The 25677-nt window shown below is 64.6% G+C and carries 24 protein-coding genes; 7 read left to right on the top strand and 17 right to left on the bottom strand.

The window, feature by feature from the left end; translation table 11 throughout:
* Window positions 1-126: 126 nt before the first annotated feature.
* The 8 genes from ACI2KK_RS09495 to ACI2KK_RS09530 form a co-directional block, all read right to left on the bottom strand.
* The gene (locus tag ACI2KK_RS09495; RefSeq protein ID WP_369987310.1) at window positions 127-732 is read right to left on the bottom strand and encodes an START domain-containing protein; all 606 of its coding nucleotides are present in this window, start codon (window positions 730-732) and stop codon (window positions 127-129) included.
* Window positions 733-764: 32 nt separating this feature from the next.
* The gene (locus tag ACI2KK_RS09500) at window positions 765-1019 is read right to left on the bottom strand and encodes a YkgJ family cysteine cluster protein (protein ID WP_217839486.1); all 255 of its coding nucleotides are present in this window, start codon (window positions 1017-1019) and stop codon (window positions 765-767) included.
* A 107-nt stretch (window positions 1020-1126) separates the two neighbouring features.
* Entirely contained in the window at window positions 1127-1597 is a 471-nt protein-coding gene (locus ACI2KK_RS09505; protein ID WP_404668735.1) for a hypothetical protein, read from the bottom strand.
* Between the two features lie 60 nt (window positions 1598-1657).
* Entirely contained in the window at window positions 1658-3100 is a 1443-nt protein-coding gene (locus ACI2KK_RS09510; RefSeq protein WP_217839488.1) for a PLP-dependent aminotransferase family protein, read from the bottom strand.
* Between the two features lie 260 nt (window positions 3101-3360).
* On the bottom strand, window positions 3361-4170 hold the full coding sequence (locus ACI2KK_RS09515) for an OmpA family protein (RefSeq protein ID WP_404668736.1): 810 nt from the start codon (window positions 4168-4170) through the stop codon (window positions 3361-3363).
* Window positions 4167-4487 (bottom strand): DUF4398 domain-containing protein, encoded by a 321-nt coding sequence (locus ACI2KK_RS09520; RefSeq protein ID WP_369992248.1) that lies wholly within the window; start codon window positions 4485-4487, stop codon window positions 4167-4169. Before ACI2KK_RS09520 ends, ACI2KK_RS09515 begins: the two co-directional genes overlap by 4 nt.
* A gap of 391 nt (window positions 4488-4878) precedes the next feature.
* Complete coding sequence (dddP, locus tag ACI2KK_RS09525; protein ID WP_404668737.1) at window positions 4879-6222, bottom strand: dimethylsulfonioproprionate lyase DddP; 1344 nt, start codon at window positions 6220-6222, stop codon at window positions 4879-4881.
* A gap of 33 nt (window positions 6223-6255) precedes the next feature.
* A complete protein-coding gene (locus ACI2KK_RS09530; RefSeq protein WP_404668738.1) occupies window positions 6256-7119 on the bottom strand; it encodes a helix-turn-helix domain-containing protein in 864 nt (287 codons plus the stop codon).
* Window positions 7120-7410: 291 nt separating this feature from the next.
* Between ACI2KK_RS09530 and ACI2KK_RS09535 the strand changes: the two genes are divergently transcribed.
* From ACI2KK_RS09535 to ACI2KK_RS09545, 3 genes are all read left to right on the top strand, one after another.
* Complete coding sequence (locus tag ACI2KK_RS09535; protein ID WP_404668739.1) at window positions 7411-8397, top strand: LysR substrate-binding domain-containing protein; 987 nt, start codon at window positions 7411-7413, stop codon at window positions 8395-8397.
* A gap of 209 nt (window positions 8398-8606) precedes the next feature.
* Entirely contained in the window at window positions 8607-9500 is an 894-nt protein-coding gene (locus ACI2KK_RS09540; RefSeq protein ID WP_404668740.1) for a dihydrodipicolinate synthase family protein, read from the top strand.
* A 17-nt stretch (window positions 9501-9517) separates the two neighbouring features.
* Window positions 9518-10843 carry an NAD(P)/FAD-dependent oxidoreductase gene (locus ACI2KK_RS09545; protein WP_404668741.1) on the top strand — a complete coding sequence of 442 codons (1326 nt, stop codon included), beginning with the start codon at window positions 9518-9520 and terminating at the stop codon, window positions 10841-10843.
* 133 nt (window positions 10844-10976) lie between these two features.
* Here ACI2KK_RS09545 and ACI2KK_RS09550 read toward each other — a convergent pair whose 3' ends face one another.
* The 3 genes from ACI2KK_RS09550 to ACI2KK_RS09560 all read right to left on the bottom strand — a co-directional run bounded on the left by ACI2KK_RS09550 (window position 10977) and on the right by ACI2KK_RS09560 (window position 13547).
* Complete coding sequence (locus ACI2KK_RS09550) at window positions 10977-11786, bottom strand: substrate-binding periplasmic protein (protein ID WP_404668742.1); 810 nt, start codon at window positions 11784-11786, stop codon at window positions 10977-10979.
* An 81-nt stretch (window positions 11787-11867) separates the two neighbouring features.
* Complete coding sequence (locus ACI2KK_RS09555; RefSeq protein ID WP_404668743.1) at window positions 11868-12797, bottom strand: electron transfer flavoprotein subunit alpha/FixB family protein; 930 nt, start codon at window positions 12795-12797, stop codon at window positions 11868-11870.
* On the bottom strand, window positions 12798-13547 hold the full coding sequence (locus tag ACI2KK_RS09560) for an electron transfer flavoprotein subunit beta/FixA family protein (protein WP_404668744.1): 750 nt from the start codon (window positions 13545-13547) through the stop codon (window positions 12798-12800).
* Between the two features lie 540 nt (window positions 13548-14087).
* Here ACI2KK_RS09560 and ACI2KK_RS09565 point away from each other — a divergent pair.
* Window positions 14088-15770: an electron transfer flavoprotein-ubiquinone oxidoreductase gene (locus ACI2KK_RS09565; protein ID WP_404668745.1), complete on the top strand. Its 1683-nt coding sequence runs from the start codon at window positions 14088-14090 to the stop codon at window positions 15768-15770.
* A 66-nt stretch (window positions 15771-15836) separates the two neighbouring features.
* On the opposite strand, the gene ACI2KK_RS09570 is transcribed toward ACI2KK_RS09565, so the two are convergent.
* The 6 genes from ACI2KK_RS09570 to ACI2KK_RS09595 all read right to left on the bottom strand — a co-directional run bounded on the left by ACI2KK_RS09570 (window position 15837) and on the right by ACI2KK_RS09595 (window position 20892).
* A complete protein-coding gene (locus tag ACI2KK_RS09570; RefSeq protein WP_404668746.1) occupies window positions 15837-17480 on the bottom strand; it encodes a hypothetical protein in 1644 nt (547 codons plus the stop codon).
* Window positions 17481-17604: 124 nt separating this feature from the next.
* Window positions 17605-18006: a type II toxin-antitoxin system MqsA family antitoxin gene (locus ACI2KK_RS09575; RefSeq protein WP_404668747.1), complete on the bottom strand. Its 402-nt coding sequence runs from the start codon at window positions 18004-18006 to the stop codon at window positions 17605-17607.
* A 3-nt stretch (window positions 18007-18009) separates the two neighbouring features.
* Entirely contained in the window at window positions 18010-18306 is a 297-nt protein-coding gene (locus tag ACI2KK_RS09580) for a type II toxin-antitoxin system MqsR family toxin (RefSeq protein ID WP_404668748.1), read from the bottom strand.
* 93 nt (window positions 18307-18399) lie between these two features.
* The gene (locus ACI2KK_RS09585; protein WP_404668749.1) at window positions 18400-19725 is read right to left on the bottom strand and encodes an MFS transporter; all 1326 of its coding nucleotides are present in this window, start codon (window positions 19723-19725) and stop codon (window positions 18400-18402) included.
* A 60-nt stretch (window positions 19726-19785) separates the two neighbouring features.
* Window positions 19786-20271 carry a histidine kinase gene (locus ACI2KK_RS09590; protein WP_404668750.1) on the bottom strand — a complete coding sequence of 162 codons (486 nt, stop codon included), beginning with the start codon at window positions 20269-20271 and terminating at the stop codon, window positions 19786-19788.
* A gap of 144 nt (window positions 20272-20415) precedes the next feature.
* Window positions 20416-20892, bottom strand: coding sequence for a sigma-70 family RNA polymerase sigma factor (locus ACI2KK_RS09595; RefSeq protein WP_404668751.1), 477 nt, complete (start codon window positions 20890-20892; stop codon window positions 20416-20418).
* A 211-nt stretch (window positions 20893-21103) separates the two neighbouring features.
* Between ACI2KK_RS09595 and ACI2KK_RS09600 the strand changes: the two genes are divergently transcribed.
* From ACI2KK_RS09600 to ACI2KK_RS09610, 3 genes are read left to right on the top strand one after another with little or no spacing between them, the layout of a single operon-like run.
* Window positions 21104-22282, top strand: coding sequence for an efflux RND transporter periplasmic adaptor subunit (locus ACI2KK_RS09600; protein WP_404668752.1), 1179 nt, complete (start codon window positions 21104-21106; stop codon window positions 22280-22282).
* 1 nt (window position 22283) lies between these two features.
* A complete protein-coding gene (locus tag ACI2KK_RS09605) occupies window positions 22284-24248 on the top strand; it encodes a MacB family efflux pump subunit (protein WP_404668753.1) in 1965 nt (654 codons plus the stop codon).
* A 3-nt stretch (window positions 24249-24251) separates the two neighbouring features.
* Window positions 24252-25655, top strand: a complete 1404-nt coding sequence (locus ACI2KK_RS09610) for an efflux transporter outer membrane subunit (protein WP_404668754.1) — start codon at window positions 24252-24254, stop codon at window positions 25653-25655.
* Window positions 25656-25677: the final 22 nt, after the last annotated feature.

Genomic DNA, 25677 nt, shown 5'->3' on the forward strand with positions numbered 1-25677 from the left:
TCATCCTGCGCCGACCTCTTCGCGGGTGAACCCGCTCCCACAAGGACCGCACAGCATCAAGCCACACACCGCACCTGTGGGAGCGGGTTTACCCGCGAAGAGGCCGGTACAGGCTGCGTGTCAATCTCAGTTCTTTTCAGCCCGCTCGCGCAAGCTCTTCAGGGTATTGAACGGCGCATCCACCACAAACTTGTTGGCCAGCCACGACGGCACGCTGCCACCCGGCTCGGTGTGCACCTGGTAAGTGACTTCGGTGCTATCACCCTTGGGCACCAGCTTCCAGAAACCCTCGACCTGGGCAACCCGCACAAAGCCCTTCTCTTCCGGCAGGTAGGTCGGCTCTTCTTTCAAGGTGCGGGTCACGCTGCCGTCGGCTTCCTGCACGGTGGTCACGCGCAGCACCGAATCCCTCGGGGTCACCGGCCACGGCGTGTTGAACTGGGTGTAGGTCCAGCTCTGGTCACCTTCGTGCTTGAGCAGCTTTTGCGACTTGCACTCGTGCACCCAGGCGCAAGCGCCGGCCACATCCTCTTGCAGCGCCTTGACCTTGGCCAACGGCGCCTTGATCACCGTCACGCCACGGTACGCCTTGTACTTGGAGCCGGCCACTTCGCTCAAGGAAACCTTGATGCCCTCCTCGTCCTTGGCCACCTGCCAGTTTTCGGCCCAGGCGCTCGGCGCCAGCACCACACCCAGGCCACACAGCAGGGCGATACGCTTGATCGATCTCATCATCTTGTTCCTTTTGTCGAAGATCCAACCTGTCACGCCGCCGTCATCTGCTCCAGCCAACCAATGATCCGGATGGCTTCGTCCCTGTCATTGCCACACACCTCCACCTCAGCCTTGAAGCCCCCGCACACCTTGGGCCGTTCGGGCTTGCCGAACAGCATGCACAGGTTGTCGACATCGAGCTGCAGGCAGCGTTCACCGGCCGGCTTGCCCTGCGGCATGCCAGGGATCGGCGAACTGATGGACGGGGCGATGCAGCAGGCACCACAGCCCTCGCGGCAATTCATGAAAACAGGACTCCCAGAAGCAGAACGGGACGAACGTCCCTGGATACTAACCGCTCAAACATATGTTTGAAATTGCCAGGCAGATGAAATCGTCGGTGACCCGGCAGTCAGTTGCGAAATTCGAAATCGATGGCTGCGCCTTCCACATCACGACGGCTGTCGTTGCGCATCTGCAGCTGCATCTCGTTGCTGATCAGCCGCCCGTTGAGCTGGAACGGGCTGCTGTCGGACTCGGGCTTGGCGGGGAACATCGACGGCAGCAGTGGCTTGCGTACCACCGGCGCATCGCCGACATCCGGCTCGAGCTTGTTGACCATGCCCTTGGGCAGGCTCAGGTCGAGCTTGGCCTTGGGCAAGGGCTTGGCGACCGCCTTGCTTGCCGGCTTGGCCTTGGGTTTGGCCTTGGCCTGGGCTTTTGGCTTGGCTTTGGTCGGCGCCTTCGCGGCAGGCTTGCCTTGCGCCTTGGCTGCGGGCTTGGCCTGCACCTTGGCCGCAGGCTCGGCTGCCACTGCCTGCCCAAAGGGCAAGGCTGGCATTGCAAAACACAGGGCAAGGATCAGGGGACGTAACGCTTTCATGGCAACCGCGGCAGAGTCTAAAGACGCGTATGCTCCCTGTTCCCCGCCTTTCTGACAAGCCTACAAAAGTGAGACTGTCGACTCCCTGCACAATTGCTGGGCCAGCAAGCCAAGGGTGATCACCGCGCGTTCGGCCTCTTTGCTCCAGGGAATGCCGCAGTTGAGCCGAATACAGTGGTTGAACTGCTCGGTGTTACTGAAGATCAGCCCCGGTGCGATGCTGATGCCCTGCTCCAGCGCGCGCACATGCAGCTCTTGGGTGTTCACCCGCCCAGGCAGGCTGATCCACAGGATGAAGCCGCCAGTCGGGCGGGTCATCTGGGTGCCTTCGGGGAAGTGCTGCTGCACCGCCAGCTGGTAGGCACTGAGGTTCTTGCGGTACTCCTGGCGGATGTAACGCAGGTGGCGATCGTAACCGCCGTTTTCCAGGTACGCCGCCACGGCCATCTGCGTGACACTGCAGGCCGAATGGGTGGTGAAGGTCTGCAGGCGCTGGATCTCGTCCTGGTAGCGACCGGCGATCATCCAGCCTACCCGCACCCCCGGCGATAACGTCTTGGAGAAGCTCGAGCAGTAAATTACCCGGTCAAGCCGGTCGTAGGCCTTGAGCGCCTTGGTGCGGCCCTGCTCGAACATCAGCTCGCCGTAGATATCGTCCTCGACGATCTGGATGTCGAAGTCCGAGGCCAGGCGCAGCAGCTGCTTCTGCCGCTCTTCAGGGATGGTGCCACCCAGCGGGTTGCTCAGCCGCGCGGTCAGCACCAGGGCCTTGATCGACCACTGGTTGGCCGCCAGTTGCAACGCCTCCAGGCTGATGCCGGTGGACGGGTCGCTGGGGATCTCGATGACCTTCAAGCCGAGCAGGTCGGCCAGTTGCAGCAACCCATAGTAGGTCGGCGACTCGGCGGCAATCAGGTCGCCCGGGCGGGTGAGCACGCGCAGGGCCATCTGCAGGGCATCGACGCAGCCATGGGTGACCACCACCTCGCGCGGGTCCACCAGCACACCGGCATCGCGCATGCGGATGGCGATCTGCCGGCGCAGCGGCTCGAAGCCTGGGCTGAACATATAGCTGAACGCGCGCGGGCTGTGAAAGCGGGTGACCTTGGCCAGTTGCTGGTGCAGCGCCCGCACCGGCAGGTAGTCGACATGGGGCACTGCCGCGCCAAAGGGGAACACCCCGTCGCGCCGCGCTTCGGTGAGTACCTGCTGGATGATGCTGGCGCGGGTGACCAGCCCCGGGCGCTCGACCCGGGCGATGTCCGGGGTTTGCGCGGTCAGCGCGGGCGTCTGATGCACGTAGTAGCCCGACTGAGGGCGGGCGCGGATCAGCCCCTGGTCCTCGAGGTTGGCGTAGGCCTGCAGCACGGTGGCGTGGCTGACATTGAGCTGGGCGCTCATCTTGCGCACCGAGGGCACCCGCTCGCCTGGCTGGTAGACACCACGGCGGATGTCATCGGCCAGTTGCTGGGCAATGCGCTGGTACAGCAGCAGGTTGGTCATGGCGTGGTCTCGAAGCGCGGACAGGTCGTTGTTCTTGTGTGGCCTACAACCAGGCCAGAATACCGTAACAGTTGCAAAGTGTACTGGGACAGATCACAGGTTAGTCAACAATACAGTTGCGTTACAGCGAAACGGTGAACAACTGACCAGCGCGCTTCAAATGACCAACGTGGGAGCGGGCTTGCCCCGCGATAGCGGTTGAGCTGCCAACCCCATCGCGGGGCAAGCCCGCTCCCACGCATCACCAGCCCCCGCCTACCTCAACGCGCCAGCGAGAGCTTGCCCTTTTCGTCCGAGAAGACGATCTCGACCCGGCGGTTCTGTGCCCGGCCACGCTCCGATGCGTTGGCCTCGACCGGGTACTGGTCGCCATAACCCAGCACTTCGATACGCGACTCCTTCACCCCCAGGTCGACCAGCATGTCAGCCACCGACTGGGCGCGCTCGCGAGACAGACGCAGGTTGTCTTCCGGGGTGCCGGTGCTGTCGGTATAACCCTCGATGCGCACGATGCGCCGCGGGTTGAGCTGAAGGAACTGCACCAGCTTGAGCACGGTGCGGCTGGCGGAGTTCTTCAGTTCGGCCTGGTTGGTGTCGAACAGCACATCGCCCAGGGTCATCACCAGGCCGCGGTCGCTTTGCTCAGAGGCCAGCGCGGCAATTTGCGCCTCGACCACCTTGCCCTGCTGCTGCACGCTGGCCAGCTTGGCCTCGCGCAGGGCCAGTTGCAGGCGCTGGCGTTCGAGATCGAGCTTGGCCAGGCGCTCCTGGTTCAGCGCAAGCTTGGCGTGCTCGGCGGCAATCTCGCTGTAGCGCTGGCTCAGGTAGGCATAGTGGCGCACATCAGTGCCGGTGCCGATGTACCCGGCCAGGCGCTCGGCCCGGCCCAGCGACTCGCCGGCGCGAATCACATCGCGCGGCGCGCTGCGCAGCACGTCGGAATCGTCCTTGACCTTCTGGAACGCTGCGGTGGCGTCATCCAGCGCCGATTCGCTGCGCTGGCTGGCACACCCCTGCAACCCGACCAGGGCCAGCAGGGCCAGTGCGGCCATTGGCTTGAGGCGGCTCATGGCTGCACCTCCAGTTGCTTGCGCAGGCGCTTGATGCGCGATTGCACCACCTGCAACTGCTCTTCGCTCTTTTGCGTCAGCACCCGGGCCTCGGCCAGCCGGGCATCGAGTTCGGCCTGCTCGGCGCGCATGCGGGCATCGCGGTAGCTTTCGCCGGCCATGTTGGCCTTGGCGCGGGCCAGCTTGTCTTCGGCCAGTTTGAACTCCGGAACCTGTTCACCGGCGCCGACCGCCTTGGCCTGCTCCAGTGCCTGCTCGGACAGGCGCATCTGCTCCTGGGGAGCGGGGTCGTTGGCACAGCCCGCCAGGCCGGCCATGGCCAGGGCTATTGCTAAGAAACGTGTATTCAAGCCGATTGAGCCTCTTACGCCTGATGACTGGGTGAGAGCCACGAACGCTCATGGCAGAGGGTTCGCGCGCAAAGCGGCAATAGTAACCTTGTTGGCGGGGATTTGCGTATCTGGCTGCGGGGGAAGTGTTGGCCCCATCGCCGGCAAGCCGGCTCCTACAGATATTACGTGGTCCCTGTAGGAGCCGGCTTGCCGGCGATGGGGCCATAACAGGCGCCGAACTCCGTCAGAACAGCACCGGTGCAGCTCGCTATACGAAGCATCGATCAAACAGATCATCTGCTGCGTTCATGCATGATGCCCGCAAGGCGCAGGCCACAACCGCCGCAAACGGACGCTTGTTGGCCTGCAACGGGCATCAGCCGTGCAAGAAGCTGTCTTCGAACGGGTAGTGGGTCAGCACCTCGCAGCCGGTTTCGGTGACCAGCAGCTGGTTCTCCAGTTTGATGCCGTCACGCCCGCCCACCTCCCCCACATAAGCCTCGACGCACAGCGCCATGCCCGGCTGCAGCTCGCCCTCGTAGCCATGGGACTCAAGGTCTTCGGGGTAGCGGATGCTCGGGTATTCATCGCACAGCCCGACCCCATGGAACATCACCCCATAGCGCTGGGCGCGGCAGCTTTCGGGCAGGCGGTGGCCGCTGCGGGTCAGTTCGCTGAAGCCAACGCCCGGGCGCACCAGCGCAGTGTTGTAGTGGATGTGTTCATGGGCGATGCGGTACAGGCGCTTCTGCTCAGGCGTAGGCTCGCGGTCACCGCAGATCCAGCTGCGCGACATGTCCACGCAAAAGCCGTACACCCCGATCAGGTCGGTATCGAACGACAACAGGTCACCGTCACTTAGCACCCGCGGCCCGGACTCCTGGTACCAGGGGTTGGTGCGCGGGCCGGAACTTAAGATGCGGGTTTCGATCCACTCGCCACCCCGGCGGATATTGCCCGCATGCAGCGCCGCCCATATGTCGTTCTCGGTGGCGCCGGCGCGCATGACCTCGCGCATTTCGCCGATGGCCGCCTCGCACGAGGCCACCGCGCAGCGCATGGCGAGGATCTCGTCCGGGCCCTTGATCAGCCGGGCGAACTCGGTCACCTCCTGGCCGTTGCATACCTGCACCCCCAGCGCATCCAGGGCACGCAGGCCAGCCACCTCGATGCGGTCCACTGCCAGGCGGCGATTGCTGCCCGCGTGGGTGCGCAACAGCTCGTCCACCTGGGCGCAGAACTTGCCGGCATGCTCCTCGGTACGCGCGCCGGACTCGAAGTAGAAGAACGACGCGCCACTGCGCAGCTCGCTGACCAGCGGCAGGTGCGCCGACAGGTGCCCGCAGCCATGGAAGTCCCACAGCACCACGTGGCCGCTGGCCGAGACGAAGCAGGCGCGGGCCGGGTTGTGCGCGGTCCACAACTGCATGTTGGTGGTGTCGGTGGCGTAGCGGATGTTCAGCGGGTCGAACAGCAGGATGCCGCCCAGGTCGCGGGCCACCAGCTGTTGCACCAGGCGTTGCAGGCGGTACGCGCGCATGCTCGGCAAATGCGGGGGCTGCAACCCCAGCCGGGCCCACTCGGCGAAGGCCAGCGGTGTCGGGCCGATCTCGACCCGGTCGTTGTCATCCACCGAGCCGTCGGCCTTCAACCTTGCAGCGCGCAGGCGGGCGGGGTCGATACGGCGGGCATCGGGGGCGATGGAGTAAGGCGAAGTCATGGTCGGTCATCCTTGCGTTGTTGTTGTAATGGGTCAGGCAGGGTTGAGGCTATTGGCCGCGCGCCTGGCGCGCAGGCGAAATTCCTTCGGCGCCAGGGCGAACAGCTCGCGAAAACGCCGGTAGAAATGCGCACAGCTGACGAAGCCGCTGGCCAGGGAAACCTCCGTCAGCGACTTTTCGGTGTGCAGCAGCAACTGGCGGGCGTGGGTCAGGCGCAGTTCCAGGTAGTAGCGTGTCGGCGAAGCCTCGACATGGCGGCGGAAGTCGCGCTCCAGCTGGCGCCGGGATTGCCCGACGCGCCGGGCGATGGTTTCCATGCCCAACGGCGCTTCCACATGGGTGCGCATCAGTTCCAGGGCCGCCTGCAGGCAGGTGGGCAGCACCCGGTCGATGACCGGGGTCAGGGTCGAGGCCTGCTCGCGTTCGCCGCCCCGGCGCCACAGCAACATTTCCTGCACGGCCTTGAGCAGCAGCGGCTCGCAACTGGCGGCGAGCAGGCCGAGCATCAGGTCCGCCACTCCGGCGGTGCAGGCCCGACTGTTGCGCCGCCGCCCACGGTGGCGGGTCAGGTGCACCCCTTCGCGCTCGCACACCAGCACGCAGTCCAGCGCACTCATCTGCAGGGTGCCCAAGGGCTGCGTCACGGGTATGTGAATGCCAACGTCGCTGGCCACCCGCTCGCCCTCCCCGGCCACCTGGAACTCGAAGATCTGCGTATTGGCGATGTGGTTGGCGGTCCACAGCGCGTCCATGGCAGCCGAGAACGCCAGCAACGAAAAGCCATCGTGCAGCACCAGGGCTACCCGCTGGCTAACTCCGCCAGCTGGCTGCGGGTTGCCCCGGGAAAGGTAGGTGAGGTTCTTGGCCTTGAGGGTGCTTTTGAACGAGCGGCTCATGGGACAACACGCGCACGCTCAGACTCCAGGCCAGGGAGCAGTTGAAACAGAGCAACGCGTAAACCCTGTTGCGCCCTGTGCTGCCTCAGCAACTCCGAGACATCGGTGTTATGGCTCATTTTTATAATAACTCCCGATCAACTGCCTACGCCGACAACAAAGCGGTTTCATTGAACACTTGAATTCGGCTAGTCTCGAAAGTGCCCGCCTAGTTACCTGGCCAACAGTCTATGGCCCGCGACAACGGCACCAGAATCGATATTTTATAAGGTCTATTGATTACCTCTTGTTATGGTCAAACATACCGAACCGGATCAGACACTGATCAAGATGCCGTCGCTGCGGGCAGTGAAGGCCTTCGTTGCCGCCGCCCGCTACCAGAACTTCACCCGCGCCGCCGAGGCGCTGTGCGTGACCCAGGCGGCCATCAGCCGGCAAATCCGCGAGCTTGAGGAGCACCTGGGCGCCGAACTGTTCAGCCGCGCCGGGCGCGCGGTGGAGCTGACCGCCGCCGGGGCGATCTTCTTCGATGCGGTGCAGTTGTCGTTCACCAATATCGCCCAGGCTGCCGAGCGCGTACGCAACAGCGAGCTGCCCAAGCAGCGGGTGACCCTGTGCTGCTCGCCGGCGTTCGCCAACTTCTGGCTGGGGCCGCGGCTGCCGGCGTTTTTCGAAGCCTACCCGGAGATCGACCTGGATCTGGTGGTCACGCAGAACTTCCTGACCCTGGAGAACGGCCTGCGCCCGGACATCATCATCTGCAAGATGGCCAAGGGCGGCGACGGCTACCACAGCCAGCCACTGATGTGCGACGTGATCTACCCGGTGTGCACGCCGCAGTACCTGGCGCAGCACCCCGAGGTTGCAACGCTCGAGGGCATCCGTGACAGCGCACTGCTGAACCTGAGCCCCTACGGGCGCTCGCAGGTGGCCGAGCACGTCGACTGGAAGGTCTGGTTCGCCTACCAGGAGGTCGATTTTGCCCAGCGCGCCAGCCACGCACCGCTGCTGTTCAGCGCCAACGACTTCAACGTGCTGCTGCAACTGACCCTGGCCCACCAGGGCGTGGCACTGGGCTGGCACTACCTGGTCGCCCCACTGGTGGAACAAGGGCTGCTGGTACGGCCGGTAGAAGAGCGCCTGGTACACCGCAATACCCTGCACTACCTGAGTTTCAACGAAACCCGCAGCCACGACCCCAGTTGCTGCAAGTTGCGCGAATGGCTGGCAGAGCAGTTCGAAGGCGAAACACTGGAAGACGACAACGCCGATAGATAACCTCAGCTCATCAATTCATAACCTTAAATGTTGCTGTCACACTCCACGCCCCTTCCCTACTCTTTACCTCAGCGCCCTGACCGGCCCTGAGGTTTTTATCTGACCTCGCCCAGACCCTGCTGAAGTTTGAATAAAACTGGCCATTGCGCCAGCGGACTTCTGCACCTTAAAAACAACACTTATACAAAACAATTAGAGGTTAAACCACGATGTCCAACTTCAAGTTCCCCGGTATCAACCTGGCCATTACCACCCCGTTCGACGCCCAGGGCAAGATCGACTTCGCCCGTTTCGAGGCGCTGATCGAGCGTTACCTGGCAGCAGGCGTACAGGGCTTCGTGCTGAGTTCCGGCACCGGCATGCACGTGTACCTGAGCAAGGACGAGTCGAAGCAACTGGTGGCCTTCGGCGCCAAGGTGATCGCCGGCCGTGCCCGGGTCATCGCCCAGACCTCCGCGCTGCTGGCCGATGAAGTGGTCGAGCGCACCCGCCACGCCGCCGACTGCGGCGCCGATGGGGTGATGGTGCTGCCGCCGTTCTTCGAGGGCCCGACCGACGATGCGGGCATCATCGACTTCTACACCACGGTTGCCAGTGCCGGCCTGCCGGTCATCGGCTACAACGTGCCGCAGGCCGTGGGTGTGGAAGTGACCCCGGCACTGTTCGAACAGCTCAGCCAGATCCCCAACTTCGTCTCGGTCAAGGACAGCAGCGGCGACCTGGCCGCCCAAGCCTCGCTGATTCGCACCGGCCTGCCGACCATGAACGGCGCCGACCCGCTGGTGCCCTACGCCCTGTATGCCGGCGCCGCCGGGCTGATCTGGGGCGGCGCCAACATGGCCCCGCGCAGTTGCGTGGCGTTCGTCAACGCCGCGCTCGACAAGCAATGGGACCGCGCCCGCGAACTGTGGCGCGATATCGAGCCGGCAATGTCGCTGATCTGGCAGGGCGACTACGTGCAGTCGGTGTATGCCGGTGCCGAGCTGGCCGGTTACGGCGCCGGCAACCCGCGCCGCCCGCTGGCGCGCCTTGGCGCCGACAAAGCCGCCACCCTCGAGGCCGCGCTGGCCCCGCTGCTGGCCCGCGAAGCGAGCCTGGCCTGAACCTTTGGAGCACAACCATGTACAAGGCCAGAAAATTCCCGCGTAACGACAGCCTGTCGGGCTGGGTCGGCCTGCTGCCGGCACGCCAGCCGCGCCCCGCGCTCAATGGCAACATCAACGCCGACGTGGCGATCATCGGTGCCGGCTTTGCCGGGCTGTCGGCAGCGCGCAGGCTGAGCCAGCTCGACCCGACCCTGCGCATCGCCATCCTCGAAGCCGGGGTGGTGGGCGAAGGCGCCACCGGGCGCAACTCGGGGTTCATCATCGACCTGCCCCACGAGGTCAGCTCGGAGGACTTCGGCGACACCTCCAACGAACGCGCCCGGCGTGACATCACCCTGTACCGCACGGCCATCGCCCTGGCCACCGACATGGCCAAGCAGTATGGCTGGGGCCGCGAGATCATCGACCCTTGCGGGCGCTACAGCGTGGCCATCAGTCACAAGGGCGACGCCCATATCAGCACCTACGCCAGGCAGTTGCAGGGGTTAGGCGAGGCGCACGAGATCCTCGACGCCAAGGGCATCCAGGCGGTGACCGGCAGCGCCCTGTACACCTCGGGCCTGTATATGCCGGGCACGGTCATGGTGCAGCCGGCGGCGTACATCCGCGCGGTGGCCGACAGCTTCCAGGCGCCGGTCACGCTTTACGAGAACAGCGCGGTGCAATCGTTCGACAACAAAGCCGGCGGCTGGCTGTTGAAGACCGCCAAGGGCACGGTGCAGGCCGGGCGCATCATCCTCGCCAACAACGGCCATGCGCAAAGCTTCGGGCTGTTCCGCGGGCAGTTGCTGCATGTGTTCACCTACGCCTCGATGAGCGAGCCGTTCGACCCCAAGCGCCTGGCGGGGCAGCGCGACTGGGCGGCCACCCCTGCCCTGCCCATGGGTACCACAGTGCGGCGTGTGAGCGGTGCGGACGGCGACCGCCTGCTGATCCGCTCGCGCTACAGCTACCACGCCGGGCTTGAGATCAACGAGGGCCACGTACGCAGCGCCGGGCGCATCCACGACATCAAGTTCGCCGCGCGCTTCCCGGGCCTGTTGAACGTGAAGATGCAGTACCGCTGGGGCGGGCCGATGGCCTTGACGCTGAACAGCGTGCCGGCGTTCGGTGAAATCAAGCCGGGGTTGTTTGCCGCGTGCGCCTGTAACGGGCTGGGGGCGTCGAAGTCGACGGCGGCGGGGATTGCCGCGGCGGAAGCGGCCATGGGGGTGAACTCGCCGATGGTGGAGATCTTCCGGGGTTACGAGGCGCCCAAAAACCTGCCGCCGCAGCCATTTTTGAGCATCGGGGCCAAGGCCAACCTCAGCGTGCGCGAGTGGCGGGCGGGGGCGGAGTGAGCATCAAGGCATAGGCTGCCTGTAATGGCCTCATCGCCGGCAAGCCGGCTCCTACAGAGGAATGCGGTCACCTGTAGGAGCCGGCTTGCCGGCGATGAGGCCGGTACAGGCGTTACTCCCACAGAACAGCCGGTTACTGCACCGCAGGCTGCATCTGCGCCTTCCAGCGCTCCACGTTACGCTGCAGCACCGCCTCCGAAGCCCCGGATATCGGCAGCTCGGTGAGCTTCTTGGCCAACTGCCCGCGCAGCCAGCTGTCGTTGCACGCCGAGTTGTGCGACAGCGCCAGGTACAGCCCCGGCCGGTCCACCGGCAGGCCGCGGGCGATCAGGCTGTCGCCCACCCCCAGGCTCTGCGCCAGGGCCATGCCCGAGTAGCGCCCGGCCAGCACATAGTCCACCTGCCCGAGCACCAGCTTCTGGAACGCCTGGGTCAGGTTTTGCGAAGGGTCCAGCTTGAGCTGGGCCTTGGCGAACGCCTCGAACGCCGGGGTCAGGCGCGCCTTCTGTGACACGCTGCCCTTGTAGCGGGCCAGGTCCGCCGGGCCGTTGAACTCCAGCACCGCATCGTGGCGGGTCCACACCAGGTACTCGTTGAGCTGCAACGGCGGGTGAATGTAGTCCAGCGCGGTCAGCTGGGTAACCTGCATCGGCGTGTCGAGCAGCAGGTCCATGCGCCCGCTGCGCACCTCTTCCAGTGCCTGCTCGCGCTTGCCGGCATGCAGCACCTCCACCTTCAAGCCCAGCTCGCCCGCCACCTGGCGCAGCAGGTCGACATTCGCGCCGATCAGGTGGTTAGGGTCCTGCGGGTCCTGCCAGGAATACGGCGGCGCATCCGGGCTGCCGGTGACCACCAGGCGCTCGCACTTGCCCACCGCCCACACCGGGGCCGACAACAGCGCCAGTGCACAGGCCAGCACCCTTGAACTCGAACCAAACGCCATGCCCCGCACTCCTCGTCTTTCATAAAAAAAGCCCGGCCCCCATGACAGGGGCCGGGCTTCTTTATAGGTGAAGCAGGCGGATCAGACCAGCTTTTCCAGCTCTGGCACTGCTTCGAACAGGTCGGCGACCAGGCCGTAGTCAGCCACCTGGAAGATCGGCGCCTCCTCGTCCTTGTTGATCGCAACGATCACTTTCGAGTCCTTCATGCCGGCCAGGTGCTGGATCGCGCCGGAAATACCGACGGCGATGTACAGCTGCGGCGCAACGATCTTGCCGGTCTGGCCGACCTGCATGTCGTTGGGCACGAAGCCTGCGTCAACCGCGGCGCGCGAGGCACCGACGGCGGCGCCGAGCTTGTCGGCCAGGCTGTACAGGTGCTTGAAGTTGTCACCGTTGCCCATGCCACGGCCGCCGGAAACGACGATCTTGGCAGCGGTCAGCTCTGGGCGGTCGGACTTGGCCAGCTCTTCGCCGACAAAGGCCGAGATGCCGGCATTGTGCGCAGCAGCGACAGCTTCGACGGCAGCCGAGCCACCTTCGGCGGCCACGGCGTCGAAGCCGGTGGTACGCACGGTGATGACCTTGACCGAGGCGCTCGATTGCACGGTGGCAATGGCGTTACCGGCGTAGATCGGGCGCTTGAAGGTGTCGGCGGCTTCGACCGAGACGATCTCGGAGATCTGGTCGACGTCCAGCAGCGCGGCAACGCGCGGCAGGATGTTCTTGCCGTTGGTGGTGGCCGGGGCCAGCACGTGGCTGTAACCAGCAGCCAGCTCGACGATCAGCGGCGCGACGTTTTCCGGCAGGGCGTGGGCGTAGGCGGCGTTATCAGCGACCAGCACCTTGGCAACACCGGCAATCTTGGCGGCAGCTTCGGCCACACCACCGACATTTGCACCTGCGACCAGCACGTGCACATCACCACCGATCTTGGCGGCAGCGGCGACAGTGTTCAGGGTGGCCGGGGCTACGGCACCGTTTTCGTGTTCAGCGACAACCAGGATAGTCATTTAGATTACCTTCGCTTCGTTCTTCAGCTTCTCGACCAGTTCGGCCACCGATTTGACCTTGATGCCAGCGCTGCGGGCAGCCGGGGCTTCAACCTTGATGGTCTTGTTGGTGGAGGCCAGCGTTACGCCCAGCGCATCTGGCGTGACGGTTTCCAGCGGCTTCTTCTTGGCCTTCATGATGTTCGGCAGCGACGCGTAGCGCGGCTCGTTCAGGCGCAGGTCGGTGGTGACGATGGCCGGCAGGTTCAGCGCAACGGTCTGCAGGCCGCCGTCGATTTCGCGGGTGACGTTGAGCTTGTCGCCTGCCACTTCAACCTTGGAGGCGAAGGTGCCCTGGGCGAAGCCGGTCAGCGCGGCCAGCATCTGGCCGGTCTGGTTGTTGTCGCTGTCGATGGCCTGCTTGCCGAGGATGACCAGCTGTGGCTGCTCCTTGTCGACAACGGCTTTCAACGCCTTGGCCACGGCCAGGGAGTTCAGCTCATCAGCGGCTTCGACCAGGATGGCGCGGTCGGCACCCAGGGCCAGGGCGGTACGCAGCTGCTCCTGGGCGGTGGTCGGGCCGACAGAGACCACGACGATCTCGGTGGCAACGCCTTTTTCTTTCAGGCGGACGGCCTCTTCCACGGCGATTTCGCAGAAGGGGTTCATGGACATCTTGACGTTTGCAAGGTCGACGCCGGAGTTGTCCGCCTTGACGCGAACCTTGACGTTGTAGTCGACCACTCGTTTGACAGCTACAAGAACCTTCATGGATTCCTCGTTACTCTCCGGTGAAAAGAAGATCGCCTGGGGACTGCCCGGCGAATGCGCGTGGGTACAAGGGCACCTCTGAAAACGTAGCGCAGCAGGGAGATTTAAGTAAAACCGTCACATGACCGATCAGTCTTGTTCAGACCCCATGGGCAAAACCCGCGGGTCATTTTCTGTCATGGCGTGTAGACTCCACTACAAAACCTGATTCGGCCCGTAAACCCTGCTCCACGCCTGGTCTTTAGGGGTGCACCTGCGCCCGACGGACAGCCTACGGCGAGCGTAAAAGCGCTCGTATCTTGACCGTAACACCCAATCGGGTCAATACGGCAAATTGGCCAGCCTCCAGCCGCGCTCCTGTGATTTTACTGGGCTCCGGCAAATTCAAACAAACGTTTGTATTGGACCCGCCAAGTGGTGTAGATATAATGCGCGGCCAAGACAAAACGGTGTAGTCCGTCATTCCCGCTGCTACAGCCCAGCCAGCCGCGCATGACCGTCCCCGCACCCTAAAAAGACAAAGCAACAGCACGAGCCTTGATGAGTAGGAGAGAACCAGTGGAACGCGAATACATGGAATTCGACGTGGTCATCGTCGGCGCAGGCCCGGCGGGCCTGTCGGCCGCCTGCCGCCTGAAGCAGAAGGCCGCCGAAGCCGGTAGCGAGATCAGCGTCTGCGTGGTCGAGAAAGGCTCCGAGGTCGGTGCCCACATTCTCTCCGGCGCCGTGTTCGAGCCCCGCGCCCTGAACGAGCTGTTCCCCGACTGGAAAGAGCTCGGCGCGCCGCTGAACACCGAAGTGAAGCGCGACGACATCTACGTGCTCAAGGATGCCGGCAGCGCCACCAAGGTGCCTGACCTGTTCGTGCCCAAGACCATGCACAACCAGGGCAACTACATCATCTCCCTGGGCAACCTGTGCCGCTGGCTGGCCCAGCAGGCCGAGAACCTGGGCGTGGAAATCTACCCGGGCTTCGCCGCCCAGGAAGCGCTGTTCGACGAGCAAGGCGTGGTGCGCGGCATCATCACCGGCGACCTCGGCGTCGACCGCGAAGGCAACCCGAAGGACGGCCTGTACACCCCGGGCATGGAGCTGCGCGCCAAGTACACCCTGTTCGCCGAAGGCTGCCGCGGCCATATCGGCAAGCAGCTGATCAAGCGCTTCGACCTGGACAACGAGTCCGACGTGCAGCACTACGGCATCGGCCTCAAGGAAATCTGGGAAATCGACCCGGCCAAGCACGAGCAGGGCCTGGTGGTGCACACCGCCGGCTGGCCGCTGGACGTGATGGCCAAGGACAACACCGGTGGCTCGTTCCTCTACCACCTGGAAAACAACCAGGTGGTGGTCGGCCTGATCGTCGACCTGTCATACGCCAACCCCTACCTGTCACCTTTCGACGAGTTCCAGCGCCTCAAGCACCACCCGGTGATCAGCCAGTACCTCGAAGGCGGCAAGCGCATCAGCTACGGCGCCCGCGCCCTGGCCAAGGGTGGCATCAACTCGCTGCCGAAGATGGTGTTCAATGGCGGCGCCCTGATCGGTTGCGACCTGGGCACCATGAACGTGGCCAAGATCAAGGGCAGCCACACCGCGATGAAGTCCGGCATGCTCGCCGCCGAAGCGGTGGCCGACGCGCTGATCGCCGGCAGCGAGGGTGGCGACCTGCTCAATGGCTATGTCACCGCGTTCAAGGCCAGCTGGCTGCATGAAGAGCTGTTCGCCAGCCGTAACTTCGGCCCGGCGATGCACAAGTTCGGCCCGTTGCTGGGCGCAGCGTTCAACTACGTCGACCAGAACTGGTTCGCCGGTAAGCTGCCGTTCACCCTGCACGATACCAAGCCGGACTACGCCTGCCTCAAGCTTGCGGCCGACTCGAAGAAGATCGACTACCCGAAACCCGACGGCAAGCTCAGCTTCGACAAGCTCAGCTCGGTATTCCTCTCCAGCACCAACCATGAAGAGGAACAACCCTGCCACCTGAAGCTGACCGACCCGAACATCCCGATCGCCAGCAACCTGCCGCTGTACGACGAACCGGCGCAGCGCTACTGCCCGGCCGGCGTGTACGAGGTGGTGGCGCAGGAAGACGGCAGCAAGCGCTTCCAGATCAACGCGCAGAACTGCGTGCACTGCAAGACCTGCGACATCAAGGACCCGGCCCAGAACATCACCTGGGTTACCCCTGAAGGCGCCGGCGGGCCGACTTACCCGAACATGTAAGGCCCCGCACAAGGCGCTGAAAATGCCCCTTGGCCGCAAGGCCCAGGGGCATCCCACCCTGCATACCTAACCGTGCTCACGGTACGCAATTCTGGTCTCTGAGGTATCCAGCCCCAGTTCCTCCAGCCGCTCACGCACATGCACCAGGCACTGCCCGCCGTCGGGCTTGTAATGCCCGGACGCATCATTGAGCAAGCCAATGATGTCAGTGACAGGATTGCTCAGGGTCATTCGCCCGATCTTCAACTCACCCGCGCATACGACCGGTTTGCCCCCGGCCAACTGGCTGTGCCTGATGTAGTTTATTCGGCCCAGCGCCTGGTCCCAGGCCTTGATCAAGATGCTTTTTTGCGGGGTGTAGACCCATGTGTACGAATCCCCGGGCCCATTGGGCGGAAGATGAATCAGGCGGTTGGTTTTCAGCTCATAGGCGAGGATCTGTCCTTTGTCTTCCCCGATCAATTGGCATACGCCATCAAGCTTGTCAGGTTGGTAGCTGCGCCATTTGAAAAAATCCGCCAGCCACGGCAAGAATCGGACAGGGTAGGTGTAACCGGCAAAATCAAGCGGCGACTGCAAGCCTGGCACCCGCCAGTCCAGCCAGTTGACACACCCGCGCCACGAGGCCGCATCCTTTTTTTCCTCAACCCAGACGTTATCGCTACCCACCACCCTGTTGGTCCAGGCGCGGTTGACCACCAAGTCCAGCGATTGCATCTTCCACGCCGGTCCATAACCGCCGTTGCTCTTTTGATAGAGCTCAACCGACTTCAGCTCATCGATGAACAACGGCGTGCTGCCAACCGTCCCCTTCAAGTCAACGTCGACCTCAAAATAGCTGCCGCGCTCGAAATTGCTGGCCAGTACTTGCGTCACCTTGCCTTCATTGATTGAAAAGCTTATCGAGTCCCCGCTGCCGGCCCTGAAATCATCACAGACCCTGAGGTGAAGGCTGAGGGTGTTCACCTGCTTCTCTGGCACTTCTGAGGGGGTAGGCAGGCCAGGCATCTGCACGTGCCAGGCATTGTGCGCAACAGAGCGGTCGCGCGCCTGCAGCCATACCTGCGAACTGACCGGGTCGCTGCACAAGATGTGCCCCCCGTCCCCATAGACGAGCTCCCCGCTGGGCAACAATTGCCAATGATCATCCGCGCCAACGACTTTCTTCTGGCAAATGCCCAGGCCCAGCGCTTGCCCTGTCGAATCGTTGTAAAGGCAGCCATTGCGCAATTGCCATTGCATCGCTGCGGGCTCCACATGCACTGCCATGCCCACTCCGTCCCTGTCTGCCATGAGAAAGTCGTGGCCATTTGTCAGCATGAACGAGGTGCCACTTGGCAGGAGGTTGTCCCATGCGCCACCGCTCCCGGACACCATGCTCAGCCAGGAAAGTTCGAGGGTGTGCTGACGACCAGTTGCATCCGTCAGCAGCATGGAATGGCCATTGGCGGCCTCCTTGATGTCATGCACATGGCGAAAATCGTGCAACACCTGCAAACCAGCGACGGTTTTGCCGGCCCGGTAAACGACAACCCACGCCTGGTCATGATGCAGCCTGGAGTCCAGGACCAAAGCCATGCCACCACTCCACTTGATGGCGGGTACGGCCCCCTTCACGTGGTTTTTCTGTTCAGGGTGGGAGAGCAGCGCTTGCGGCGGAATATCGGGGAGATCAGCTTGTGCAAGCCAAACAATGTCAAAGTGGTTCATACCTTGATCCTGGTGGTTGAGTAGAAGGACTCTGCCTGCCAGGTGAGGTTATGGTTATGGACCATCAGGGATAATGAGGAAGCCATGCCCTCAGGAGGCGACATGGCCTAGGCCCTACGCTCTGTCACGCAGAGCGTACTTCCTCGAACAGCTCGGGGTGGCGGTCGAGCAGCTTGAACAGCTTGATCAACGCCACCGGTGGGCGGGTCTTGCCGTTTTCGTAGCGGGAGAAGGCGTTGACGCCACCGCCGAAGATCTCGCCGGCTTCGCGCTGGTCGAGGTCGAACTTGCGGCGGATGGTGGCGATGAAGCCTGGGTCGACAGCAGCAGCATTGACCTGTTGATTGAACGCCCGCATCTCGGCGTTCACTCGCCCTGCGACCGGTATGGTCATGATTGCTTCATCGCAAGCCGGGCAGTATTCGGCATCGACTTGCGCAATGACCATTGACTCACCTTTGTAGCTATAGGGCATGTCTCGCACCTCGCGAACCAGCTCCGCAGCTCCACAGATTGGACACTTCATGGTTTACAGCTCCTTGAACGACACGATGAGCACGTCATTGATCACCACGAGCTTGAGATAAACCCTACCCGCCGGAGTGACCGGACGGTAGACGTCATGCCAGATCCGGTGATCGGCATGGCTGGTCATGCTTTTGTAAAAGTCACCGCCACTAAGCTGTGACACCGTCGCCAGCAATTGCTGCTCGCTAAGCTGCAGATCAGCTGCACCTTTTGCCGCCACACCGGTGATTCTCACCAAGCCGTCAGCCAGCAATGAGTGCACCCTTGCGAGTGGACAATGGGGCATTCTCTTTTCCATGAGAAATTAACCTTCCAGGTTATTTTAGGCCAATAGGAATTTCCAATTACCTCGCCCGGAAGTCTGCCCCACTCAGTGCCTGGCACTAGCCCTTCATTTGTCACCACACATGATCGGCGCCGGCTCTGCGGCAAAGGCCAGCGGCTCGCGGCGCCCGAAGTACAGCGCCGTCAGCAGCCCCACCGTGCCCATGATCAGACAAAAGCCGACACACACCCACGGGCTCCACGGCATCAGCGCGATCAGCGCAAGCGGCGTGGTGCTGGCCCACAGCGCATAAGCCACGTTGTAGGTGAACGAGATGCCCGACACGCGGATCTGCGCCGGGAACAACCCGACCATCACCGACGGCACCACCCCCACCACCCCGCACGACAGCCCGGCCAGTGCGTAGGCCAGCCAGGTCGCCCCCCACTGCCCCACCAGGCTGGCATACAGCGCGCCGATGCCCAGCGGCAGCAACAGGCTGTAGAGCATCAGCGCGCGCCACGCGCCGATACGGTCCACCAGCAGCCCGGCCAGCACACAGCCGATATTCAAGAAGACAATCCCCACGCTGCTCAGGGCGAAGGTGTGCCCGGCGCTCATGCCGAAGCGCTGCTGCATCACCGTGGGGGTGATCACCACCAGCACCACCACCGCTGAGGTGAGCACGCAGGTCAGCAGAGCCGCCGGGATCAACGCCCGACGGTGCTCGCTCAGCACGCTGCGCAACGGGAAGCTCACCGGCTGTTCCTGGCGCTCGCGCAGGGCCAGGAACACCGGCGTCTCGCTCAACCAGCGGCGCAGCCACACACCAATCACGCCAAACACCCCACCCAGCAGGAACGGGTAGCGCCAGGCGTAGTCGAGGATCTCCTGCGGGCTGTACAGCTGCGCCAGCGCCGTGGCGGTAAGCGCGCCCAGCAGGTAGCCGAAGGTCAGCCCGGCCTGCAGGAAGCCCAGGGCGTAACCGCGCCGCCCCACAGGCGCGTGCTCGGCGACGAAGGTCCAGGCACTTGGCACCTCGCCCCCCACTGCCGCCCCCTGCAGAATGCGCAGGGCCAGCAGAATCAAGGGCGCGGCATAACCGATGTCGGCGTAGGTCGGCATCACCCCGATCAACAGGCAGGGCAGCGCCATCATCAGGATGCTCAGGCTGAACACCCGCTTGCGCCCCAGGTGGTCGGCAAAGTGCGCCATGAGAATGCCGCCCAGGGGCCTTGCCAGGTAACCGGTGACGAAGATGCCAAAACTCTGCAGCAGGCGCAGCCACTCGGGCATTTCCGGCGGGAAGAACAACTGGCTCAGGGTCAGGGCGAAGAACACGAAGATGATGAAGTCGTAGATCTCCAGGGCGCCACCCAGCGCCGCGAGGCCCAGGGTCCGGTGGTCGCCGCGGCTGAAACGGGGCGCGCGGGCGGTATCGATGGCAGTCATGGCAGTTCCGCAGGTCGGCAAAAGGCCAAGAGGATAGCAAATGCCAGCCCTGCAAGCCGCTCAGGAGCTACGGCTGAATACCGTGTGGCCGAAGTTCATGCGCCGGGGGTAACGCCCCGCACCTGAGGCAAACGCCTCGGGCAGCGGTACCTGCCCCACCACCAGCGGCATGTCGATGATCGCCATGAACGCCTGCAACGCGTCGTTATCGGGTGCACGCGGCAGGCTCACGCTCACCGCCTGGCGCTCGCCCGGCGGCACTGTCGGCACGCGTATCTGCTTGGAGTGGTACAGCAAGGCATGCTGGATCTGCGAGCTGACCCGGCAGAAGCGCGCCAGGTCGACGCCGGCGTGGCTGGCCAGCTCGATATTGCCCAGCAGCAGGTGAAAGGGTTGCAGGGCGCTGTGCACCAGGCGCTGCAGCTCGTCGAAGCTCTCTACCGGGGCGATGCGGTAGTAGCCCAGACCATTGAGCAGCCGTTCCAGTTGCAGGCGCTGCAGAGGGTGCTCGTCAGCAATGAGGATACGCAGGGATTTGTTGGCCATCGTCCGAACCCGGGCAGTCAGGTGTGAGGGTTCCATGACCAGGACTGCGCCGGCACCGGCAAGCCGCAGGCTGGCTGCCCGGGCGGTCTTTCTAGAGCGTTGTCGTGAAACTGCGGGAAATCAAGTTGCCAGCATGGGAAATTTTCAGCCTTCCCACTGCCGCATGCGCTGGCGGCAGTGCTTCATGGCATTGACGATGTGCTTTTCCACCAGGCTGCGGGAGATGCCCAGCCGCTCGGCGATCTGCTGGTGCGACAGGCCATCGAGCTTGCGCAGCAGGAAACACTCGCGGCAGGCCGCACCCAGCTCGTCCAACGCCTGCTGCATCAGCGCCAGGCGCTGGTCCAGTTGCATGCTCTGGGACGGCGCCGGGCTGTGCCAGCGCTCATCGCTGTCGAGCACTTCCAGCGGCTCGGCCTGGCGCACCTGATGACGCCGATGGCGATCGACCACCAGGTTCAGCGCGGTGCGGTAGAGAAACGCCCGCGGGTGCTCGATGCGCTCACCCTCGCTACGTTCCAGCACCCGCAGGTAGGCATCATGGGCGACGTCTTCGGCAGCCTGCCGGTTACCCAGGCGGGCACAGAGAAAACTCACCAATTCGCGATAGTAATGTTCCACGACGGCACCTGGCGTCTCCCTGCGCAAGCGCTGTAGGCACGGGCAGCGGGTAGGCTGATATCAAGGTGCAATCTTACAAATTATAATGATTCTCAGCAACATGAAGCGGAAGCACCCAGCGCGGTAAATCGGCACGCGGCGCTTTCGTTTAACTGGGACCCCGAGTGCAATCCCCACCGCCTCGCTCGATCAACCCCGGTTGGAAGCCCGCATGACTCGCACACCCGACACCCGCCGCCGCCTGCTGATGGCCACCCTTGGCCTGCTGGGCCTGGGCAGCCTGCTGGCCTGGAAGACCCTGCCGCTGGGCGGCGCACCGGTCAGCAGCGTGCCGGTAACCCGCAGCGACATCGAAAGCAGCGTCACCGCCCTGGGCACCCTGCAGCCCCGGCGCTACGTGGATGTCGGCGCCCAGGCCTCCGGGCAGATCCGCAAGCTGCACGTGGAGGCCGGTGACCCGGTGCAGGAAGGCCAGCTGCTGGTGGAGATCGACCCCTCCACGCAACAGGCCGCCCTGGACGCCGGGCGCTACTCGATCGAAAACCTCAAGGCGCAGCTGGCAGAACAACGCGCCCAGCATCAGCTTGCCCAGCAGCAGCTCAAGCGCCAGCGTGACCTGGCCGCCAGCGGCGCCACCCGCCAGGAAGACCTGCAAACCGCCGAATCACAACTGAAGGTGACCCAGGCGCGCATCCAGATGTACCAGGCGCAGATTCTTGAGGCCCAGGCCAGCCTGCGCAGCGCCGAAGCCGAGCTTGGCTACACGCGCATCTATGCGCCCATGAGCGGTACGGTTGTGGCGGTGGACGCCCGTGAAGGCCAGACCCTCAACGCCCAGCAGCAGACGCCACTGATTTTGCGCATCGCCCGGCTGTCGCCGATGACCGTATGGGCCCAGGTGTCCGAGGCCGACATCGGCAAGGTCAAACCGGGCATGAGCGCCTACTTCACCACCCTGTCCGGCGGCAAGCGCCGCTGGGCCAGCACCGTGCGGCAGATCCTGCCGGTACCGCCCAAACCGCTGGACCAAGCCAGCCAGGGTGGCGGCAGCCCGGCCAGCGCCAGCGCCGGGACCACCGGCAGCAAGGTGGTGCAGTACACCGTGCTGCTGGACGTCGACAACCCCGACGGCGCGCTGATGGCCGAAATGACTACCCAGGTGTTCTTCGTTGCAGGGCAAGCCAGCCAGGTGCTCAGCGTGCCGCTGGCGGCGCTGGGCGACACCGGCGAAGAGCACCTGCGCCTGGCCCAGGTGCTCAAGGGCGATGGCAAGATCGAGGCACGCCAGGTGCGTACTGGCCTGAGCGACCGCCTGCGCGTGCAGGTGCTCGACGGCCTGCGCGAGGGCGAGCGCCTGGTGATCGGTGCACCAGCCGCCAGCGGGAGCTGACATGAGCACTCCTTTGATCGAGCTGTGCGACATCCGCAAGGTCTACGGCGGCATCGACTCGCCCATCGTCGAGGTGCTGCGCGGCATCAGCCTGAGCATCCACCCCGGCGAGTTCGTCGCCATCGTCGGCGCTTCGGGCTCGGGCAAGTCGACCCTGATGAACATCCTCGGCTGCCTCGACCGCCCCACCTCCGGCAGCTACCGCTTCGCCGGCCGTGATGTGGCCGAGCTGGGCAGCGACGAGTTGGCCTGGCTGCGCCGCGAGGCCTTCGGCTTTGTGTTCCAGGGCTACCACCTGATCCCCTCGGGCTCCGCCCAGGAAAACGTCGAGATGCCGGCCATCTACGCCGGCATCCCCCCCGCCGAACGCCACGCCCGCGCCCGCGCCCTGCTCGAGCGCCTGGGCCTGGCCAGCCGCACCGGCAACCGCCCGCACCAGTTGTCTGGCGGCCAGCAACAGCGCGTGTCGATCGCCCGCGCCCTGATGAACGGCGGCCATATCATCCTCGCCGACGAACCCACCGGCGCCCTGGACAGCCACAGCGGCACCGAGGTGATGGCGCTGCTCGACGAACTGGCCAGTCAAGGGCATGTGATCATCCTCATCACCCACGACCGCGAGGTGGCTGCCCGCGCGCAGCGGGTGATCGAGATCCGTGACGGGCAGATGGTCAGCGACTCGGCCGCCGAACAACCCGCCCAAGCCCCACGCGAGCAGTTGCAGGCAGATGATTTGCGCCAGCGCCTGGACCGCGGCGCCACGCTCAAGGGCGCCTGGAAGGGCGAGCTGGTCGACGCCCTGCAGGCGGCCTGGCGGGTGATGTGGATCAACCGCTTTCGCACCGCACTGACGCTGCTTGGCATCGTCATCGGCGTGGCCTCGGTGGTGGTCATGCTGGCGGTGGGCGAAGGCAGCAAGCGCCAGGTCATGGCGCAGATGGCCGCCTTCGGCTCCAACATTCTTTACCTCAACGGCAAGCACGCCACCGAGCGCGAGCCCGCCGGTATCGTCACACTCGATGACGTTGCGGCCATCGGCGAGCTGCCGCAGGTCATGCACGCCATGCCGGTGATCGGCGACAAGCTGATGGTGCGCCAGGGCAACAACAGCCAGCAGTTCTATGTGGGCGGCAACAACACCTGGTTCCCCGAGATCTTCAACTGGCCGGTGGTCGAAGGCAGCTTCTATACCGAAGCGGATGAGGCCAGCGGCGCGGCAGTGGCAGTGATCGGGCAGAAGGTTCGCGACAAGATGTTCGGCGAAGGCAGCAACCCGATCGGCCAGTACCTGCTGATCGGCAACGTGCCGTTCCAGGTGATCGGCATCCTGCTCGGCAAGGGCGCAAGCTCCGGCAGCGAAAACGCCGACGAGCGCATCGCCGTGCCCTACTCCGCTGCGGCCATCCGCCTGTTCGGCAGCCGCGACCCCGAATACATCGCCATCGCCGCACAGGACTCCAGCCGCGTGGGCGAAACCGAACAAGCCATCGACCGCTTGCTGCGCCAGCGCCACCAGGGCAAGCACGACTTCGAGCTGACCAACGACGCCGCGCTGATCCAGGCCGAGGCGCGTACCCAGAACAGCCTGTCGCTGATGCTTGGGGCGATTGCCGCGATCTCGCTGTTGGTGGGCGGCATCGGGGTGATGAACATCATGCTCATGACCGTGCGCGAACGCACCCGCGAAATCGGCATCCGCATGGCCACCGGTGCCCGCCAGCGCGACATCCTGCGCCAGTTCCTCACCGAGGCGGTGATGCTGTCGATGGTCGGCGGCGTCACCGGCATCGTGCTGGCCCTGGCGATTGGCGCCGGCCTGCTGCTGGCCGGCATCGCCGTGGCCTTCGCCCTGCCCGCCATCGTCGGCGCCTTCGCCTGCGCGGTCATCACCGGCGTGCTGTTCGGCTTCATGCCGGCACGCAAGGCCGCCCGTCTCGACCCGGTCAAAGCCCTTACCAGCGAATAGTCCATGCCAATCCCCAGCCGTATCAGCCTGTTGACCCTGAGCCTGTGCCTGGCCGCCTGCAGCACACCACCGCCGCCGGCCAGCGCAATCACCCCGCCTGCCGCCTGGCAAGGGCCTGCCCAGGCCGCGCAAGCACAGCCAGATGCACAGTGGTGGCAAGCGTTCGCCAGCCCTGAACTGAACCAGTTGATCGAACGCGCGCGGCACAACAGCCACGACCTGGCCGCCGCCGCCGCGCGCGTGCGCCAGGCCCAGGCCAGCGCGATCATCGCCGGCGCCCCATTGCTGCCCGAACTGCAACTGGGCCTGGACGGCAGCCGCCAGCACCTGCTGCGCGGCGAAGGCAACGACCAGCTCGACGCCAGCAGCAGCGAACGCACCAGCACCTCGTTCGGCCTGCAGCTCAGCGCCAGCTACGAGATCGACTTCTGGGGCGGCCTGCGCGCGGCCCGCGACAGTGCCCTGCGCAGCCTCGACGCCAGCCGTTTCGACCGCCAGACCGTCGAGCTGACCCTGCTCGGCGCAGTGGCCGACAGCTACCTGCAGGGCCTGGCCCTGGACGAACAGCTGCGTATCGCTTGCCTCAACCTGGAAAACGCCCGCGACGTGCTCGGCGTGGTCGAAGCCCGCGAACGCTCGGGCTCGGCGACCCGCCTGGAGCTGGCCCAGCAGCGCAGCCTGGTGGCCGCCCAGCAACGCCAGCTGCCGTTGCTGGAGCAGCGCCGCCAGGACAACCGCGTCACCCTGGCCACCCTGCTGGGCGACCCTGTGCAACAGCTGCCAGCCAGCACCCAGAACATCCACGCTTTGCGCTGGCCGGGCATCGGCAGCGGCGTGCCCAGCGAGCTGCTGGGCCGGCGCCCGGACATCGCAGCCGCCGAGGCGCGCCTGGCGGCGGCCAGTGCCAACGTTCAGGTGGCCCGCGCCGCGCTTTTGCCGCGCCTGGTATTGGGCGCGAACCTTGGCAGCGGGTCGCGGACCTTCGCCAATGTGCTCGACAGCCCCTACTACACCCTCACCGCAGGCCTGACCGCGCCGATATTCAACAACGGCCGCCTGCGCGCCGAACGCGACCTGGCCACGGCCGAGCAGCAGGAGCTACTGGAGGATTACCGGGCCAGCATCGTCAATGGTTTCGGTGATGTGGAAAAGGCCCTGAACGCCATCGACGGCGTGGAGCGCCAGCGCCAGTGGCAGGATGAGGAAGTGGCCCAGGCACGCATCGCCTTCGACCTTGCCCAGCAGCGCTACCGCGCCGGCGCCGAGACCCTGCTCAGTGTGCTGGAAACCCAGCGCACGCTGTACCTGGCCGAGGATGAACAGGCGCAACTGCGCCTGGCCCGGTTGCAGGGCAGCGTGGCGTTGTACAAGGCGTTGGGTGGGGGGTGGGAGGCGCGGGGGATGTAGGGGATGTCCCTTTCGAGGGTGG

Origin of the sequence: Pseudomonas sp. NPDC089406 (genome assembly GCF_044900265.1) — a bacterium.
GTDB lineage: Bacteria > Pseudomonadota > Gammaproteobacteria > Pseudomonadales > Pseudomonadaceae > Aquipseudomonas > Aquipseudomonas fakonensis.

Coding starts and splice junctions, on each gene's coding strand:
- ACI2KK_RS09610 (WP_404668754.1), top strand. CDS start 24,252: ATGCCAATCCCCAGCCGTATCAGCCTGTTGACCCTGAGCCTGTGCCTG.
- ACI2KK_RS09560 (WP_404668744.1), bottom strand. CDS start 13,547: ATGAAGGTTCTTGTAGCTGTCAAACGAGTGGTCGACTACAACGTCAAG.
- ACI2KK_RS09520 (WP_369992248.1), bottom strand. CDS start 4,487: ATGGCCGGCCTGGCGGGCTGTGCCAACGACCCCGCTCCCCAGGAGCAG.
- ACI2KK_RS09505 (WP_404668735.1), bottom strand. CDS start 1,597: ATGAAAGCGTTACGTCCCCTGATCCTTGCCCTGTGTTTTGCAATGCCA.
- ACI2KK_RS09555 (WP_404668743.1), bottom strand. CDS start 12,797: ATGACTATCCTGGTTGTCGCTGAACACGAAAACGGTGCCGTAGCCCCG.
- ACI2KK_RS09575 (WP_404668747.1), bottom strand. CDS start 18,006: ATGAAGTGTCCAATCTGTGGAGCTGCGGAGCTGGTTCGCGAGGTGCGA.
- ACI2KK_RS09515 (WP_404668736.1), bottom strand. CDS start 4,170: ATGAGCCGCCTCAAGCCAATGGCCGCACTGGCCCTGCTGGCCCTGGTC.
- ACI2KK_RS09600 (WP_404668752.1), top strand. CDS start 21,104: ATGACTCGCACACCCGACACCCGCCGCCGCCTGCTGATGGCCACCCTT.
- ACI2KK_RS09570 (WP_404668746.1), bottom strand. CDS start 17,480: ATGAACCACTTTGACATTGTTTGGCTTGCACAAGCTGATCTCCCCGAT.
- ACI2KK_RS09495 (WP_369987310.1), bottom strand. CDS start 732: ATGAGATCGATCAAGCGTATCGCCCTGCTGTGTGGCCTGGGTGTGGTG.
- ACI2KK_RS09545 (WP_404668741.1), top strand. CDS start 9,518: ATGTACAAGGCCAGAAAATTCCCGCGTAACGACAGCCTGTCGGGCTGG.
- ACI2KK_RS09565 (WP_404668745.1), top strand. CDS start 14,088: ATGAGTAGGAGAGAACCAGTGGAACGCGAATACATGGAATTCGACGTG.
- ACI2KK_RS09530 (WP_404668738.1), bottom strand. CDS start 7,119: ATGAGCCGCTCGTTCAAAAGCACCCTCAAGGCCAAGAACCTCACCTAC.
- ACI2KK_RS09500 (WP_217839486.1), bottom strand. CDS start 1,019: ATGAATTGCCGCGAGGGCTGTGGTGCCTGCTGCATCGCCCCGTCCATC.
- dddP (WP_404668737.1), bottom strand. CDS start 6,222: ATGACTTCGCCTTACTCCATCGCCCCCGATGCCCGCCGTATCGACCCC.
- ACI2KK_RS09510 (WP_217839488.1), bottom strand. CDS start 3,100: ATGACCAACCTGCTGCTGTACCAGCGCATTGCCCAGCAACTGGCCGAT.
- ACI2KK_RS09605 (WP_404668753.1), top strand. CDS start 22,284: ATGAGCACTCCTTTGATCGAGCTGTGCGACATCCGCAAGGTCTACGGC.
- ACI2KK_RS09535 (WP_404668739.1), top strand. CDS start 7,411: ATGGTCAAACATACCGAACCGGATCAGACACTGATCAAGATGCCGTCG.
- ACI2KK_RS09590 (WP_404668750.1), bottom strand. CDS start 20,271: ATGGCCAACAAATCCCTGCGTATCCTCATTGCTGACGAGCACCCTCTG.
- ACI2KK_RS09580 (WP_404668748.1), bottom strand. CDS start 18,306: ATGGAAAAGAGAATGCCCCATTGTCCACTCGCAAGGGTGCACTCATTG.
- ACI2KK_RS09540 (WP_404668740.1), top strand. CDS start 8,607: ATGTCCAACTTCAAGTTCCCCGGTATCAACCTGGCCATTACCACCCCG.
- ACI2KK_RS09550 (WP_404668742.1), bottom strand. CDS start 11,786: ATGGCGTTTGGTTCGAGTTCAAGGGTGCTGGCCTGTGCACTGGCGCTG.
- ACI2KK_RS09585 (WP_404668749.1), bottom strand. CDS start 19,725: ATGACTGCCATCGATACCGCCCGCGCGCCCCGTTTCAGCCGCGGCGAC.